This is a genomic window from Pseudomonas oryzihabitans (assembly GCF_007665395.1).
In the GTDB taxonomy this organism is placed as follows: domain Bacteria; phylum Pseudomonadota; class Gammaproteobacteria; order Pseudomonadales; family Pseudomonadaceae; genus Chryseomonas; species Chryseomonas psychrotolerans_C.
In genome coordinates this window covers 114,495-130,954 of record NZ_VDND01000002.1, presented here as the reverse complement: position 1 = coordinate 130,954, position 16,460 = coordinate 114,495, and the positions used below count along the sequence as shown (strand labels likewise).

Here is a 16,460-nt window from a genome sequence, read left to right as displayed (position 1 = left end):
CACAGCCTATGCCGGAATGCCTGAACGAATTCTGACTGAAACAATGTAACAGTCATCGCCCAGCGAGCCCGGGCGATGACGGTCCGTCAGCGCCGGACGGGGCGCTTCTGCAACTTGCGCTGCAAGGTCCGGCGGTGCATGCCGAGGGCCCGGGCAGTCGCCGAGATGTTGCCCTCGTGCTCGGCCAGCACCCGCTGGATGTGCTCCCACTGCAGGCGATCCACCGACATGGGGTTGTCCGGCACCAGGGTATCGAGGTCGGCGTGCTGGGCCAGCAAGGCGGCCAGGACGTCGTCGGCATCGGCCGGCTTGCACAGGTAGTTGGTGGCGCCGCGCTTGATGGCTTCCACCGCGGTGGCGATGCTGGAGTAGCCGGTCAGCAGCACCACGCGCATCTCCGGGTGCAGCTCCAGCAGCTTGGGCAGCAGCACCAGGCCGGAGTCGCCTTCCATCTTCAGGTCGAGTACCGCGTAGTCCGGCAGGTCGTCCTTGGCCAGTTGCAGGCCTTCCTCGGCGCTGTCGGCGATGGAGACGCGCAGGCCGCGGCGATCCATGGCACGGGCCATGACCCGGGTGAAGGTGGGATCGTCGTCGACCAGCAGGATGTGGGGCTGGTCGTCGAAACCGCTGTTGAGGTCGTCAGTCATAGGATTCTCCAGGCATTCACGCCAGGGCGTAGTGCCGCGGCAGGCGCAATTCGGTGAGGGTGCCGCCTTCTTCGTGATTGTAGAGCTTCACCGTGCCACCGGCGCGGGTAACGCTGGCCTGGCTGAGGAACAGGCCCAGACCGAAGCCCTTGCCCTTGGTGGTGAAAAAGGGTTTGCCGAGCTGCTCGGCGATGGCCAGGGGCACGCCGGCGCCGTGGTCGCGGATCGACAGGCACAGCTCGCGGGCATCCCAGTGCAGCCGGATGGCCAGGTTCTCCGGGCAGGCGTCGGCGGCGTTGTTGAGTAGATTCAACAGCGCCTGGGTAAGTTCGACCGGCGGGGTGAGGCGCGGCGGCGTGCCGAGGCTGATCACCTCGAAGCGATAGGTGGCCTCCGGCCGCATCAGGTGCCAGCGATCCATGGTCGCCTCCAGCCACTCCACGGCGGTCTGCTCCTGCACCGTCTGGCGCCGGTCGGCTTCGGCCGCCCGCACCAGTTGCTGCAGGGTCTGCTTGCACTGGCCGACCTGGGCCTGCAGCAGCGCCAGGTCCTCGCTCAGGGTCGGCTGGCCGGCATATTCCTGCTGCAGCTCCTTGAGCAAGACGCTCATGGTGGACAGCGGCGTACTGAGTTCGTGGGCGGCACCGGCGGCCTGGGTGGCCACCGCCAGCAATTGCTGGTCACGCATGGCCTGTTCGCGGCGCTGGGCCTGCAGGCTTTCCTGCTCGCGCAGGGCGGTGGCCATCCGCGCGACGAACAGGGTGATGACCGCGGCGGACAGCGCGAAGCTCAGCCACATGCCGTAGCTCAGCACCGCGCCATCGTTGGCAGCCAGCAGGTGCAGCGGCTCATAGGACAGCAGCATCAGCGAGAAGACCGCCAGGGTCAGGGCCGCCAGCACCAGGGTGTACAGCCAGGGCAGCGTGGCCGCGGCGATGGTCAGGGGGACCAGGTAGTAGGAGGCGAAGGGGTTGGTCGGGCCGCCGGCGAAATACAGCAGGGCGCTGTGGATGGCCAGGTCGCACCCCAGGTGCGCCGCGTATTCCTGCTCGGTGACCGGCCAGGAGCGGGTCAGCCGCAGGGCGGCGAACAGGCAGAGGACCGCCGACACCCCGAGGGTGATGGCCAGCGCCGTCCAGGGCAGCTGGACGATGCCCGACAGCCGGGCGATGCCCACCGAGCCGGCCTGGGCGGCCAGCACCAGCACGCGGATGAGAACCAGGCGGCCGAGATTCTGGCGATTGGCGGACAACCATTGAACGGGCAAGGAGAACATGCGAGGTTCCAGGCGCAAGAAGCGATCGAGACGGCAGGCCCGGAAGGGCTTGCCGTCGGAGCAGACTCGGCATTATAGCGAGAGCCGTTCGCCCTCCACCGCCGACGCGGCAAAGCGACGCACCATCCGCCGGGTCCGCTGTCCCAAGGCTTTCGTACTGCCAATCAGGAGAACACCATGACCTTTTCCCTACGCCCGCTCGTGCTGGGTGCTGCCCTCTTCAGCGCCGCCCTCGCCACCGGCGCCCAGGCCGACGAGCCGCGCTACAACCAGATCAGCCTGAGGGCCGAGGTCAGCCGGGAAGTGCCGCGTGATCGGATGCAGGTCATGCTCTACACCGAGAGCCAGGGCCAGGATCCGGCCGCCCTCGCCAGCGAGACCACCAAGACCCTCAACGCGGCCCTGGAGCAGGCGCGCAAGGTGTCCGGGGTGACCGTCTCCCTGGGCAACCGCAACACCTATCCGGTCTATGAGGACCAGGGCCGCGCCATCAACGCCTGGCGCGAGCGCGGCGAATTGCGCCTGGAAAGCGCGGACTTCCCCGCTCTGTCCAAGCTGACCGGCGAACTGCTAGGTAACCTGAAGATGGGCAATCTGCAATTCAGCATCGCCGACGGCACCCGCAAGCAGCAGGAAGATGCCCTGTTCAAGGACGCCGTGGCCGCCTTCAAGGCGCGTGCCCAGCTGGCCACCGACGCCCTGGGTGGCTCGGGCTATCGCATCGTCAACCTGGACCTCGGTACCAGTGGCGTACCCCAGCCCCTGCCCATGCTGCGCATGTCCGCCATGAAGGCCGCCAGTGACGCCGTGACCCCGGACGTCGCCCCGGGCACCACCACGGTCGAAGTCACCGCAGGCGGTACCATCGAAGTACAAATGCCCTGATCCGGTGCAGAAAAGTAACAACACTGTTCCGGCGCGCACTTTTGGTGCGCGCCGGGCGCAACCGCAAGTAACTCGTCTTATATCTTTGCGACATCTGTTTTTTGTTTGGGTCTCTTCGCGTCAATAGCTCGCCTGGGCTATGGACATGGGCACAGGCTGTGCATGTGGGCTCATCTGTCCACAAGACATCGGCATTCTGTTTCGCATCGCCACAGCGCGGTGCGTCGTCCCCGACATGAGGTCTCCATGCACAAGAACGTACTCGCTGCCCTCTTCGCTTCCGGTCTGCTGGCCGGCGCGCCCCTGGCCCAGGCGGCCAACCTGGTGTTCTGCTCCGAAGGCAGCCCGGCCGGTTTCGATCCGGCGCAATACACCACGGGGACCGACTTCGATGCCTCGGCGGAAACCATCTTCAACAAGCTGACCCAATTCGAGCGCGGCGGTACCCAGGTCAAGCCGGGCCTGGCCGAGAGCTGGGACATCAGCGAGGACGGCAAGACCTATACCTTCCACCTGCGCAAGGGCGTGAAATTCCATACCACGGACTATTTCAAGCCGACCCGCGAATTCAATGCCGATGACGTCCTGTTCACCTTCCAGCGCATGCTGGACAAGGACCAGCCGTTCCGGAAGGCCTACCCCACCGAATTCCCCTATTTCACCGACATGGGCCTCGACCAGAACATCGCCAAGGTGGAAAAGGTCGACGACTACACGGTGCGCATGACCCTCAACGAAGTGGACGCCGCCTTCCTGCAGAATCTGGCGATGCCCTTCCCATCGATCCAGTCGGCCGAGTACGCGGACAAGCTGCTCAAGGCCGGCAAGCCCGCCGAGATCAACCAGAAGCCCATCGGCACCGGTCCCTTCGTCTTCAGCCGCTACCAGAAGGATGCGGTGATCCGTTACAAGGCCAACCCGGACTACTGGGACAAGGCCGAGGGCGCCAAGGTGGACAACCTGATCTTCTCCATCAACACCGATCCCTCGGTACGGATGCAGAAGCTCAAGGCCGGCGAATGCCAGATCACCGTCTATCCGCGTCCGGCGGATCTGGATGGCCTGAAGAAGGATCCGAACCTCAAGCTGCCCTCGCAGCCGGGCTTCAACCTCGGCTACATCTCCTACAACACCGAGCATGGCGACCTGGGCAAGCTGAAGGTGCGCCAGGCGCTGGACATGGCGGTCAACAAGCAGGCCATCATCAATGCCGTCTACCAGGGCGCCGGCCAGGTGGCCGTCAACGCCATGCCGCCGACCCAGTGGTCCTACGACAAGTCCATCAAGGACGCGCCCTATGATCCGGAGAAGGCCAAGGCCCTGCTCAAGGAAGCCGGCTTCAAGGAAGGCACCGAGTTCACCCTCTGGGCCATGCCGGTGCAGCGGCCCTACAACCCCAATGCGCGCCTGATGGCGGAGATGCTGCAGCAGGATTGGGCCAAGATTGGCGTCAAGACCAAGATCGTCAGCTACGAATGGGGCGAGTACAACAAGCGCGCCAAGGCCGGCGAGCACGACATCATGCTGATCGGCTGGAGCGGCGACAATGGTGACCCGGACAACTGGTTGGCGACCCTCTTCGGTTGCAAGGCCATTGGCGGCAACAACTACTCGCGCTGGTGCTACAAGCCGTTCGACGACCTGGTGGTCAACGCCAAGCGCGTGACCGACCAGGGCGAGCGCACCAAGCTCTACGAGCAGGCCCAGCAGGTCCTCAAGCAGCAGGTACCCATGACGCCCATCGCGCACTCCACGGTCTACATGCCGATGCGCAAGGAAGTCCAGGACTACAAGATCAGCCCCTTCGGGTTGAACGAGTTCTACGGCGTCAGCGTCAGCAAGTGAAGCCTGTTGGCCGGGATCGGGCGCCAGACGCCCGGTCCTGGCCGTTCATTTGACTGATGGAGTGAATCCCATGCGCCTTCCCTACGCCTACTCATTGCTGGCGGCGAGCCTGCTCGCCTGTGCTCCGCTCGCCCAGGCGGCGAGCAACCTCGTCTATTGCTCGGAAGCCAGCCCGGCCGGTTTCGATCCGGCGCAGTACACCTCGGGCACCGAATTCGATGCTTCCGCGGAAACGGTCTTCAACCGCCTGGTGCAGTTCCAGCGCGGCGGCACCACCCTGGAGCCGGGTCTGGCGACCCGCTGGGATGTGAGCGCCGATGGCAAGACCTATACCTTCCACTTGCGCCAGGGCGTGAAATTCCACACCACCGACTACTTCAAACCCACGCGCGACTTCAACGCCGACGACGTGGTCTTCACCTTCCAGCGCATGCTCGACAAGGAGCAGCCGTTCCGGAAGGCCTACCCCACGGAATTCCCCTATTTCACCGACATGGAGCTGGACCAGAACATCGCCCAGGTGGCCAAGACCGACGACCAGACCGTGGTCTTCACCCTCAACAAGGTGGACGCCGCCTTCGCCGCCGACCTGGCCATGAGCTTCGCCTCCATCCAGTCGGCGGAGTACGCCGACCAGTTGCTCAAGCAGGGCAAGCCCGAGCTGCTCAACCAGCAGCCCATCGGCACCGGGCCCTTCGTCTTCAGCCGCTACCAGAAGGATGCGGTGATCCGCTACAAGGGCAATCGCGACTACTGGAAGCCCGAGGACGTCAAGCTCGACAACCTGATCTTCGCCATCACCCCCGATGCCGCCACCCGCCTGCAGAAGCTCAAGGCCAACGAGTGCCAGGTCAGTGGCTATGCGCGGCCGGCCGACCTGGTGGAGATGAAGCAGGATCCGCACCTGAAGGTACTGCAGCAGCCAGGCTTCAACGTCGGCTTCCTCGCCTACAACGTGCAGCATCCGCCGCTGGATAAGCCCGAGGTAAGACGCGCCCTGGACATGGCCATCAACAAGCAGGCCATCGTCGACACCGTGTTCCAGGGCGCCGGCCAAGTGGCGCAGAACGTCATCCCGCCGAACCAGTGGTCCTACGACAACAGCATCAAGGGTGCGCCCTACGATCCGGAAAAGGCCAAGGCGCTGCTCAAGCAGGCCGGGATCAAGGACGGCACCGAGATCGCCCTCTGGGCCATGACGGTACAGCGCGCCTCCAACCCCAATGCCCGCCAATCGGCGCAGATGATCCAGCAGGATTGGGCCAAGGTCGGCATCAAGGCCAAGATCGTCAGCTACGAATGGGGCGAGTACATCAAGCGCGCCAAGGCCGGCGAACACGATGTGCTGACCTATGGCTGGACCGGCGACAACGGCGATCCGGACAACTGGCTGGGCGTGCTCTACGGCTGCAGCGCCATCGGCGGCAGCAACTATGCGCGCTGGTGCGACAAGGACTACGACGCCCTCATCCAGCAGGCCAAGACCAGCAACGACCGCGCCGAGCGCACCCGGCTCTATGAGCGCGCCCAGCAGCTCATTCGCCAGCAGATGCCGGTGAGCCCCATGGCCCACTCGGTGGTGTCCCAGCCCATGCGCAAGGAAGTGCAGGGCTTCAAGATCAATCCCTTCGGCGTCACCGGTTTCTATGGCGTAAGCCTCGACCGCTAAACCCTGTCCGGCCCGCCCGGCGGGCCTTTCACGAGGAACCTTTCGTGTCCAAGCCGCTCTTCTCGCTGTCCCTCGCCGCCCTGCTCTGCCTCAGCGCCACGGCCGCCCTGGCCCGGCCGCTGGTGGTCTGCACCGAGGCCAATCCGGAAGGCTTCGATCCGGGTCGCTATACCTCGGGCTACACCTTCAACGCCTCGGCGACGCCGCTCTACAACCGCCTGGTGGAATTCAAGCAGGGCACCGCCGAGCTGGAGCCGGGCCTGGCCGAAAGCTGGGAGGTCTCCCCCGACGGCCTGCAGTACACCTTCACCCTGCGCAAAGGGGTGAAATTCCACACCACCGAGTACTTCAAGCCCACCCGCGACTTCAATGCCGACGACGTGGTGTTCAGCTTCGAGCGCATGCTCGACAAGAACAACCCCTGGTACAACCTCTCCCCCAGCGGCTATCCCTATGCCGCCGCCATGGAGATGGGCACCCTGATCAAGTCCATCGACAAGGTGGATGACCAGCACGTGCGCTTCACCCTCAACCAGCCGGAGGCGCCCTTCCTCGCCGACCTGGCCATGGCCTTCGGGTCCATCCTGTCCAAGGAATACGCCGACGGCCTGCTGGCCAGCAAGAAGACCGACGACATCAACCAGAAGCCCATCGGCACCGGTCCCTTCGTCTTCCAGCGCTACGCCAAGGATTCCAATACCCGCTACAAGGTCAACCCGGACTACTTCGGCGCCAAGCCCAAGCTGGACGGCCTGGTGCTGGCGGTGACCCTGGATCCCAACGTGCGCATCCAGCGGGTGCGCAACAACGAGTGCCAGATCGCCCTCACCGCCAAGCCCCAGGACCTGCCGATGCTCAAGCAGGACAAGAACCTCAAGCTGGCCCAGGTGGAAAGCCAGACCACGTCCTTCCTGGCGATGAACACCCGGCACAAGCCGTTGAACGACGTGCGGGTACGCCAGGCCATCGCCATGGCCTTCGACCAGCAGAACTACCTGAAGACGGTGTTCGGCGAAGGCGCCGCCAAGGCGGCCATCAACCCCTATCCCTCCTCGCTGCTGGGCTATGCCAAGGACATCAAGCCCTGGCCCCACGACGTGGAAAAGGCCAAGGCGCTGCTCAAGGAAGCCGGCTATCCCGACGGCTTCACGCTCAAGTACTACATCAGCACCGGCAGCGGCCCGGGCGGCAGCCCGGCGCTGGTGGCCCAGCTGATCCAGGGCGACCTGGCCAAGATCGGCATCAAGGCCGAGATCACCCAGTTCGAATGGGGTGAGTTCCAGAAGCGCACCAAGGCCGGCGAACACGACCTGCTGATGATGAGCTGGACCGGCGACAATGGCGATCCGGACAACTTCCTCACCAACAACCTCAGCTGCGCGGCGACGGAAAGCGGCGAGAACCGCGCCTTCTGGTGCGACAAGGCGTTCAACGACGCCATCGAAAAGGCCAAGCGCATCAACGACCCGGCCCAGCGTACCGCGCTCTACGAGCAGGCCCAGCAAATCTTCCACCAGCAGCTGCCGTGGATACCGCTGGCGCACCCGCTGTTCACCGACGTCCTGCAGCCCAAGGTACAGGGCTATGTGCAGAGTCCGCTGGGGGTCTACGACTTCTCCACGGTAACCCTCGACTGATCGGCAGCTGATGCCGTAAGCGACCGGGCCCGGGCGGCCCGTCCTCTCGACCTTTCCCGCCTCGCGCCGTGTTTCGGCGCGACGGGTTCGGTCGTGCCGAAAACGCCCAAAAAAACAGAAAAACGACCGCTTTGGAGCACAGCCAAATGACCAACGTCCACCGTGGGGGCCTCGCCCTTTCCCTGCTCACCCTGGCCCTGACCGCCCATGCCCAGTCCCCGGCGCCGGAGGATCCGAGCTATGCCAACGAGGTCCAGACCCTGCCCAACGTGCAGAAGCCGGTGAAGGGTCAGGAAGGCGCCAAGGGCTTTCTCGCCGATGACAGCCTGACCCTGACCACGCGCAACTTCTTCGCCCGCGAGACCAGCTCCGATCCGATCTTCAGCTACACCAAGAACGGCACCCGGGTGCGTACCCACTCGCGCAATACCTGGGTCCAGGCCACGGAGCTCAAGTACAGCTCCGGCTACACCCAGGGCCCGGTGGGCTTCGGTATCGACGTGGCCGGCTACCAGGCCACCAACCTGGAGCGCGGCAAGGGCCGGATCGGCGGCGGCGGCAACCGCACCCTGGCCAACGCCGAGGGCGAGGGCCATGCCGAGTGGTCCAAGCTGGGCATCGCCGATGCGCGCTTCCGCGTGTCCAACACCGAACTCAAGGTCGGGCGCTTCATGCTCGATACCCCGGTGATCAGCTACAACGACAACCGCCCCTTCCCCTCCGGCTTCGACGGCTTCGCCGTGACCAGCGACGAATGGGACGACCTTTCGCTGCAGGGCGGCAGCTTCACCCGCGTCAGCCCGCGGACCGGCGCCGGCGACGAGAAGTGGACCACCGAATACGGTACCCGCGAGGTCACCGCCGACCGCCTGAGCTTCCTCGGCGGCAACTACAAGCTGCCCCAGGGCTGGGAAGTCAGCGTCTATGGCGCCAACTTCGAAGACGTCTGGAACCAGTACTTCCTGAGCGTCACCCAGGCCGGCGGTTCTCTCGACACCTTCGCCTGGAAGGCGGTGGCCAACGCCTACCGCACCGTCGACGCCGGCAGCGCCAAGGCCGGCGACATCGACAACACCGCCTGGAGCCTGGCGCTCACCGGCAGCCACCAGGCCCATAGCCTGACCCTGGCCTACCAGCAGATCGACGGCAACGAGTACTTCGACTACGCCCACGAGACTGCGGCCATCTACCTGGCCAACTCCCTGGTGTCGGACTACAACGGCCCCAACGAGAAGTCGCTGCAGATCCGCTACGAGACCGACTGGAGCTACTTCGGCGTGCCCGGCCTGAGCACCGGTGTCTGGTACGCCAAGGGCTGGGACATCGACGGCACCCACTACGACGCCGGCGCCGGCAAGTACGCCAACTATGCCGAGGTGCTGCAGCAGGATGGCGAGAAGCACCACGAGATCGGCCTGGTCACCACCTACAAGGTGCAACAGGGCACGCTCAAGGACAGCCGCTTCCGCCTGCTGCTGACCGATCACCGCGCCAGCCAGAACCAGGTCGACGGCAACGTCAAGGAGCTGCGCCTGGTCTCCACCCTGCCGTTCAACCTGCTGTGATGGCGAAACCCGGCAGATTTCGTGCAGCGCCTGGCATCTGGCCGGGATCGCGTCGCGAACACCGGCGAAGCCCTGGCGATGTCGAGGATTTCGGCACCCGTGGCAACGTGGTAGTCTGCCGGGTTTGGAGCGCTGGCCCAGAGCGCTCTTCGAACCTATTCGTAGGACCGAACGAGCCTGCCTGGCGCAGGCCGCGTTCGTCGCGGACCAGGACGGTCGGCGCAGGGATGAATCCAGACCCACAAGGTCTGAAAGTCAGAGCAAAAGCCTGCGGGCTTTTGCGCGGGCTTTCACTTAAAAACGCGGCCGGGCACGTACTCGCGCCGTCTTGATCAGCCTCAAGAGGAGATACCCCCTCCGATGCTCGCCTTCATCGCCCGTCGCTTCGGGCTGCTGATACCGACGTTCTTCGGCGTCACCCTGCTGACCTTCGCCCTGATCCGCCTCATCCCCGGCGATCCGGTGGAGGTCATGATGGGCGAACGCCGCGTCGATCCGCAGATGCACGCCGAAGCCATGCACCGCCTGGGCCTCGACAAGCCCCTGTACCAGCAGTATTTCGACTATGTCGGCAACCTCGCCCAGGGCAACCTCGGCGAATCCCTGCGCAGCCGCGTGGGGGTCTGGGACGAATTCCTGACCCTGTTCCCGGCCACCCTGGAGCTCTCGGTGGCGGCCATGCTGTTCGCCACGGTGTTCGGCGTGCTGGCCGGCATCCTCGCCGCCCTCCGGCGCGGCTCCACGGTGGACCACGGGGTGATGGGCCTGGCCCTGACCGGCTATTCCATGCCGATCTTCTGGTGGGGCCTCTTGCTGATCATGCTGTTCTCGGTGCAGCTCGGCTGGACGCCGGTCTCGGGCCGCCTGGACCTGCTCTACGACATCCCGCCGCGCACCGGCTTCATGCTCATCGATACCCTGCTCTCCGACGAGCCCGGCGCCTTCGTCGACGCCCTCAAGCACCTGATCCTGCCGGCCATCGTGGTGGGCACCATCCCGCTGGCGGTGATCGCCCGCATGACCCGCTCGGCCATGCTCGAGGTCTTGCGCGAGGACTATGTGCGCACCGCCCGGGCCAAGGGCCTGTCGCCGGCGCGGGTGGTCTTCGTCCATGCCCTGCGCAACGCCCTGATCCCGGTGCTGACCGTGCTCGGCCTGCAGGTGGGCAGCCTGCTCTCCGGCGCGGTGCTCACCGAGACCATCTTCTCCTGGCCCGGCATCGGCAAATGGCTGATCGAGGCCATCGGCGCCCGGGACTACCCGGTGGTGCAGAACGGCATCCTGCTGATCGCCACCCTGGTCATCCTGGTCAATTTCGTCGTGGACATCCTCTACGGCCTGGTCAATCCGCGCATCCGCCACCAGCGTTGATGCGCCCATCCGGACAGAGCCTATGACAACGGTAAACACCCCGGCCGCTCAAGACCCGAGCGCCCTCTACCCCTCCCCCTTCAAGGAGTTCTGGCACGCCTTCGCCCGCAACAAGGGCGCCCTGGGCGGGCTGATCTTCATGGTCATCGTGGTGTTCTGCGCGCTCTTCGCACCCTGGGTCGCGCCCCATGCGCCCAGCGAGCAGTTCCGCGACTTCATGCTCACCCCGCCGCTGTGGCTGGACGGCGGCCAGAGCCAGTTCCCGCTGGGCACCGACGAACTGGGCCGCGACATCCTCAGCCGGCTGATCCATGGCGCGCGGCTGTCACTGCTGATCGGCCTGGCCTCGGTGGTCTTCTCACTGATCCCCGGCATCCTGCTCGGCCTGGTCGCCGGCTTCTCGCCCAATCGCGCCGGTCCGGTGATCATGCGCCTGATGGACATCATGCTGGCGCTGCCCTCGCTGCTGCTGGCGGTGGCCATCGTCGCCATCCTCGGCCCAGGGCTGATCAACACCGTGGTGGCCATCGCCATCGTCTCGCTGCCGTCCTACGTGCGCCTGACCCGCGCCGCGGTGATGGGCGAACTGCACCGCGACTACGTCACCGCCTCGCGGCTGGCCGGCGCCGGTACCCTGCGGCTGATGTTCGTCAGCGTGCTGCCCAACTGCATGGCGCCGCTGATCGTGCAGGCCACCCTGAGCTTCTCCTCGGCGATCCTCGATGCCGCCGCCCTGGGCTTCCTCGGCCTCGGCGTGCAGCCGCCCACCCCCGAGTGGGGCACCATGCTGGCCTCGGCCCGCGACTACATCGAGCGCGCCTGGTGGGTGGTGACCCTGCCGGGTCTCGCCATCCTCTTCACCGTGCTGGCCATCAACCTGATGGGCGACGGCCTGCGCGATGCCCTCGATCCGCGTCTGAAGGTGCAGTCATGAGCCTCCTCGAAATCCAGAACCTCTCGGTGCGCTTCGGCGGTACCGACGCCCCGCCGGTGGTGGAAGGCCTCGATCTCACGGTGGATCAGGGCGAGATCGTCGCCATCGTCGGTGAATCCGGCTCCGGCAAGTCGGTGACCATGATGGCCGTGATGGGCCTGATCGATCACCCCGGCCGCATCACCGCCGACCGCCTGGCCTTTGACGGCCAGGACCTGCTCAGCCTCAAGGGCCGCCGCCGGCGCCACCTGATCGGCAAGGAGCTGTCGATGGTCTTCCAGGACCCGATGACGGCGCTCAATCCCAGCTATACCGTGGGCTTCCAGCTCGAAGAGGTAATCCGCCAGCACCTTGGCCTCAAGGGCGGCAAGGCCCGCCAGCGCGCCCTGGAATTGCTGGAAAAGGTCGAGATCCCGGCCGCCGCCAGTCGGCTGAACGCCTATCCGCACCAACTCTCCGGGGGCATGAGCCAGCGCGTCGCCATCGCCATGGCCATCGCCGCCGAGCCGCGCCTGCTGATCGCCGACGAACCCACCACCGCCCTGGACGTGACCATCCAGGCGCAGATCATGGAGTTGCTGGTCAACCTGCAGCGCGACGAGGGCATGGGGCTGATTCTCATCACCCATGACCTCGCCGTGGTGGCCGAGACCGCCCAGCGCGTGGTGGTGATGTACGCTGGCCAGGCGGTGGAGAAAGGCGTGGTGCCGACGCTGTTCGACGCCCCCGCCCATCCCTATACCGAGGCGCTGCTGGCCGCCATTCCCGAGCACAGCCAGACGGACCGCCTGCACACCCTGCCGGGCATCGTCCCCGGCCGCTACGACCGGCCGGCCGGCTGCCTGCTCAGTCCGCGCTGCCCCTATGTGCAGCCGCGCTGCCAGGAGCGTCCGGCGCTGGAGCCCTACGACCGCGGTGCGGTGCGCTGCTTCTTCCCGCGCAACGTCGCCCCGGGGGAGGCGCCCGAGGTATTGCCCGAACATCAACGTCCCAGCCAGTTGCCGGAGGATCGCCATGGCGCCGTCTGAAGCCACCGTCCTCGCCCGCTCCAGTACCCCGGAGCCGGCGCCCGAGCACCTCGTGCTCGAAGCCAAGGGCCTGACCCAGCACTACCAAGTCTCCCGCGGGCTGTTCAAGGACAGCGCCACGGTCAAGGCGCTCAACGGCGTCTCCTTCGACCTCCAGGCCGGGCGTACCCTGGCCGTGGTGGGGGAGTCCGGCTGCGGCAAGTCCACCCTGGCCCGCGCCCTGACGCTGATCGAGCAGCCCACCGCCGGCAGCCTGGTCATCGGTGGCCAGGACGTCGCCCAGGCCGACGCCGCGCGCCGCAAGGCGCTGCGCCGCGACGTGCAGATGGTGTTCCAGAATCCCTACGCCTCGCTCAATCCGCGGCGCAAGATCGGCGACCAGCTGGCCGAGCCGCTGCAGATCAACACCAGCCTCTCCCGCAGCGAACGGCGCGAGAAGGTGCAGGCGATGATGCAGCAGGTGGGCTTGCGGCCGGAGCACTACCAGCGCTATCCGCACATGTTCTCCGGCGGCCAGCGCCAGCGCATCGCCGTGGCCCGCGCCATGATGCTGCAGCCCAAGGTGCTGGTGGCGGACGAGCCGACCTCGGCGCTGGACGTGTCCATCCAGGCGCAGGTGCTCAACCTGTTCATGGACCTGCAGCAGCAGTACCGCACCGCCTATGTGTTCATCTCCCACAACCTCTCGGTGGTGCGCCACATCGCCGACGAAGTGATGGTGATGTACCTCGGCAGCATCGTCGAGAAGACCAGTCGCGACCGGCTGTTCGAGCGGCCGCTGCATCCCTACACCCAGATGCTGCTGTCGGCCACCCCGAGTCTGCACCCGGACCCGAGCAAGCCGCGCATCCGCATCCAGGGTGAGCTGCCCAATCCGCTGGACCCGCCACCCGGTTGCGTCTTCCACCGGCGCTGCCCCTATGCGACGGAGAAGTGCAAGACCGAGGTGCCGGCCCTGCGCAACGTGGAAGCCCGCCAGGTGGCTTGCCACTATGCGGAGAATTTTCTCTAGGCCACCGGGGCCGTTGGGCGTCTCTGGCGATCAATCCAACCTACTCACTGACGCTGGTACGTAGCAGCAATTCTCTTATCGCGGCCATGGGCCGCTCCTACAGGGTGATCAGAACCCGTAGGAGCGGCCCATGGCCGCGATGGAGCCGTCAAAGCCAGCAGCATCCTCGAACGCACCTGTTATCGTTGGGCTTCATCCCGCTGCCGGACTTCCCATGCATATCCGCCCTTTCCAGCCAAGCGATACCGCGGCCGTGGTCAGCCTCTGGCAGACCTGTGGCCTGACCCGCCCCTGGAACGATCCCTACCGCGACATCGAGCGCAAGCGGGCCGAGCAACCGGAGCTGTTCTTGGTGGGCGAGGTGGACGGTACGTTGATGGCCAGTGCCATGGTCGGCACCGATGGTCATCGCGGCTGGCTCTATTATCTGGCGGTAGCCCGCGAGTACCAGCGCCGAGGCCATGCGCGCCGGCTGGTACAGACCGCCGAACGGCTGCTGACCGAGCGGGGCTGCCCCAAGCTGCAGCTGATGGTGCGCCGGGACAACGCGGCGATCATCGGTTTCTATGCGGCCCTGGGCTACACCGAGGCCGAGGTCGTCACCCTGGGCAAGCGGCTGATCGCTGACGATTAGGCGGCTTCCTGCGTTGCGGCGCCGGGCTTCGCGGTGCTCAGCGACCGCCGACGGGGACTTCGCCGGCTACCGGGTAGGTTGGGTTGAGATTGCTTCATCGTCGCAGCCCGACAGGGCGGGCTGGACCTGGGCACCGTTGGGCTTCGCTGCGCTCAACCCAACCTACGGGTGACCGGTAGGTTGGGCTGAGACGGCTCCATCGTCGAAGCCCAACAGGGCGGGCTGGACCTGGGCACCGTTGGGCTTCGCTGCGCTCAACCCAACCTACGGGTGACCGGTAGGTTAGGTTGAGACGGCTTCATCGTCGCATCCCAGCAGGGCGGGCTGGACCTGGGCACCGTTGGGCTTCGCTGCGCTCAGCACCAACCTACGGATGACTGGTAGGTTGGGCTGAGACGGCTCCATCGTCGAAGCCCAACAGGGCGGGCTGGACCTGGGCACCGTTGGGCTTCGCTGCGCTCAACCCAACCTACGGAGAACCGGAAGGTTGGGTTGAGACGGCTTTATCGTCGAAGCCCAACAGGGCGGGCTGGACCTGGGCACCGTTGGGCGTCGCTGCGCTCAGCCCAACCTACGGGTGACCGGTAGGTTGGGCTGAGACGGCTTCATCGTCGAAGCCCAACAGGCGGGCTGGACCTGGGCATCGTTGGGCTTCGCTGCGCTCAACCCAACCTACGGATGACCGGTAGGTTGGGCTGAGACGGCTCCATCGTCGAAGCCCAACGGGGCAGCGCACCCAAGGATCAGGGCTGCGCTCGACCCGACCCTCGTCAACGCGGCAGCAACTCGGCCAACGGCCCCGGGTGCTTGCGCACCTCGGCATAGGGAATCAGCGTGCCGCCGGGTTCGTCGCAGTGGCGGGCGGCGCGGTAGAAGGTCGGGCCCAGGTAGAGGCCGTTGGGCGTCAGGTACCAGGGCGCGAATTGCCAGACGTCGGCGCTGCGGTAGTTGCAGCCGTCGCCCTTGGTCGGCGCTCGCAGCAGCCGGGGATACAGGCGGGTGAACAGCCGGACCACCCAGGGCGCCAGGGTCTTTTCCCGGTAATCCGCCAGCGCCTGGGAATAGCGGTCGTCCGCTGCCGGGCGAATCGGCTGGCCACGGCCGAGCCAGAGCAGGTCTTCCAACGCCAGCTCGCGTCCACTCTCGAGGTCCAGGGTCAGGGGGGCGCTGCCGAAATCCGGGTGGGCGGCGCCGCTACAGCTGTATTCGCTGAACAGGTTGACACTGAGCAGCCGCTCGGTGAGCAGCTGCGGCGTCACCGTCAGGCGGTGATCGCCGTCACTGCCGATGCAGCTCAGGTGCGCATCCACTTCCTGCCAGAGACGCTCGTGCAGCTTGGCATTGGCCGCCTCGCTGGCGCCCTCCACGGTGAACAGGCGCATGCCGGAGACCGGTTCGCGCCACCAAAGCAGGGTACGGCCCCTGAAGGCCTGGCGTTCGCCCTGCTCCAGGTGCAAACCCTGGAGACGACGGAATTCGTAGGGATCGTCCTGGCGCAGCCTGCGCTGATAGGGGCTGGTGGCCGCAGCGTCTGCCAGCTGCAGCGGCGCCAGGTTCAGCGGCAAGGTCTTGCCGTCGCCGCTCCAGTTTCCGCTCCAGCGGCCATCCTGGCCACGCGTCAAGGTCCAGTGCGCCTTGGGCCCGTCCTGCCAGGGCGCGCCCTCCTCCAGCCTGAGCCGATCACCCGTTTGCGCCGGACCGCTCAGACGCAGGTCGCGGCGATAGCGGTCGTAGAAGTAGCGGCCATAGGCTTCATCGTTGGCGGTGGGATCGACCTCGACCACCACGGCAGCCTGGCCCAGGGTGCCTTCCAGCAGCAGCTTGTCGGCGTGGGCGACACCGGTAAGCACGACCAGGGCCAGCAGCAACCCGCAGCGGCGGAACATCATCAGGTCTCCAGCAATCAGCGTCCGAGTGGAGGTCCAAGGGTAGAGCAGCGGAGCCAGGCTGTCGCCCG

Annotated in this window: 13 protein-coding genes; 10 read left to right on the top strand and 3 right to left on the bottom strand. The window is 66.0% G+C overall.

The window, feature by feature from the left end; translation table 11 throughout:
• Nucleotides 1-86 precede the first annotated feature (86 nt).
• Nucleotides 87-647 (bottom strand): response regulator transcription factor, encoded by a 561-nt coding sequence (locus tag FSV73_RS04500; protein ID WP_059314005.1) that lies wholly within the window; start codon nucleotides 645-647, stop codon nucleotides 87-89.
• Between the two features lie 16 nt (nucleotides 648-663).
• Nucleotides 664-1,923 (bottom strand): ATP-binding protein, encoded by a 1,260-nt coding sequence (locus FSV73_RS04495; protein ID WP_145004539.1) that lies wholly within the window; start codon nucleotides 1,921-1,923, stop codon nucleotides 664-666.
• A gap of 177 nt (nucleotides 1,924-2,100) precedes the next feature.
• Between FSV73_RS04495 and FSV73_RS04490 the strand changes: the two genes are divergently transcribed.
• The 10 genes from FSV73_RS04490 (at nucleotide 2,101) to FSV73_RS04445 (ending at nucleotide 14,503) form a co-directional block, all read left to right on the top strand.
• Entirely contained in the window at nucleotides 2,101-2,808 is a 708-nt protein-coding gene (locus FSV73_RS04490) for an SIMPL domain-containing protein (protein ID WP_145004537.1), read from the top strand.
• Between the two features lie 246 nt (nucleotides 2,809-3,054).
• Nucleotides 3,055-4,653, top strand: a complete 1,599-nt coding sequence (locus tag FSV73_RS04485) for an ABC transporter substrate-binding protein (protein ID WP_145004535.1) — start codon at nucleotides 3,055-3,057, stop codon at nucleotides 4,651-4,653.
• A gap of 70 nt (nucleotides 4,654-4,723) precedes the next feature.
• Nucleotides 4,724-6,322 (top strand): ABC transporter substrate-binding protein, encoded by a 1,599-nt coding sequence (locus FSV73_RS04480; protein WP_145004532.1) that lies wholly within the window; start codon nucleotides 4,724-4,726, stop codon nucleotides 6,320-6,322.
• 44 nt (nucleotides 6,323-6,366) lie between these two features.
• On the top strand, nucleotides 6,367-7,959 hold the full coding sequence (locus tag FSV73_RS04475; RefSeq protein WP_145004529.1) for an ABC transporter substrate-binding protein: 1,593 nt from the start codon (nucleotides 6,367-6,369) through the stop codon (nucleotides 7,957-7,959).
• A gap of 146 nt (nucleotides 7,960-8,105) precedes the next feature.
• Nucleotides 8,106-9,524: an OprD family outer membrane porin gene (locus tag FSV73_RS04470; RefSeq protein ID WP_145004525.1), complete on the top strand. Its 1,419-nt coding sequence runs from the start codon at nucleotides 8,106-8,108 to the stop codon at nucleotides 9,522-9,524.
• Between the two features lie 360 nt (nucleotides 9,525-9,884).
• Entirely contained in the window at nucleotides 9,885-10,895 is a 1,011-nt protein-coding gene (locus FSV73_RS04465; protein ID WP_145004521.1) for an ABC transporter permease subunit, read from the top strand.
• Nucleotides 10,896-10,917: 22 nt separating this feature from the next.
• On the top strand, nucleotides 10,918-11,829 hold the full coding sequence (locus FSV73_RS04460; RefSeq protein WP_145004518.1) for an ABC transporter permease subunit: 912 nt from the start codon (nucleotides 10,918-10,920) through the stop codon (nucleotides 11,827-11,829).
• The gene (locus tag FSV73_RS04455) at nucleotides 11,826-12,857 is read left to right on the top strand and encodes an ABC transporter ATP-binding protein (RefSeq protein WP_145004515.1); all 1,032 of its coding nucleotides are present in this window, start codon (nucleotides 11,826-11,828) and stop codon (nucleotides 12,855-12,857) included. The genes FSV73_RS04460 and FSV73_RS04455 overlap by 4 nt, the downstream gene beginning before the upstream one ends.
• Complete coding sequence (locus tag FSV73_RS04450; protein ID WP_260856021.1) at nucleotides 12,844-13,869, top strand: peptide ABC transporter ATP-binding protein; 1,026 nt, start codon at nucleotides 12,844-12,846, stop codon at nucleotides 13,867-13,869. Before FSV73_RS04455 ends, FSV73_RS04450 begins: the two co-directional genes overlap by 14 nt.
• A 214-nt stretch (nucleotides 13,870-14,083) precedes the next feature.
• Nucleotides 14,084-14,503, top strand: coding sequence for a GNAT family acetyltransferase (locus FSV73_RS04445; RefSeq protein ID WP_145004512.1), 420 nt, complete (start codon nucleotides 14,084-14,086; stop codon nucleotides 14,501-14,503).
• A gap of 770 nt (nucleotides 14,504-15,273) precedes the next feature.
• Here the strand turns inward: FSV73_RS04445 and FSV73_RS04440 are convergent.
• A complete protein-coding gene (locus FSV73_RS04440; protein WP_145004510.1) occupies nucleotides 15,274-16,392 on the bottom strand; it encodes a hypothetical protein in 1,119 nt (372 codons plus the stop codon).
• Nucleotides 16,393-16,460: the final 68 nt, after the last annotated feature.